The following is a 259-nucleotide window of genomic DNA, read 5'->3' as shown; positions in this document are numbered from 1 at the left end:
CCTTTATTGCCTATTTTATTATTTCACATTTGGTCACTATTCTTATTGTCGTATACATCATTGAGACACTGAATGAAAAGGAAGAAAATAAAATTAAACTTCAGCAGTCTGAAAGAATTAAATTAATCGGTGAAATGGCCGCATCGGTTGCCCATGAAGTGCGAAACCCTTTAACGGTTGTTAAAGGATTTATACATATTTTCAAAAATGATAAAAACTTAACGGAAAAACAGTTGAGTTCTTTAGAATTAATGGACTC

At 31.7% G+C, this 259-nt stretch carries 1 protein-coding gene; it reads left to right on the top strand.

The window, feature by feature from the left end; genetic code table 11:
• On the top strand, positions 1–259 hold a 259-nt coding region (locus AOA60_RS29410; RefSeq protein WP_305887066.1), incomplete at both ends, for a histidine kinase dimerization/phospho-acceptor domain-containing protein.

The organism is Pseudomonas sp. 2822-17 (assembly GCF_002742485.1).
Classification (GTDB): Bacteria; Pseudomonadota; Gammaproteobacteria; order Pseudomonadales; family Pseudomonadaceae; genus Aquipseudomonas; species Aquipseudomonas cyclaminis.
This window is presented reverse-complemented; position numbering and strand designations above follow the sequence as displayed.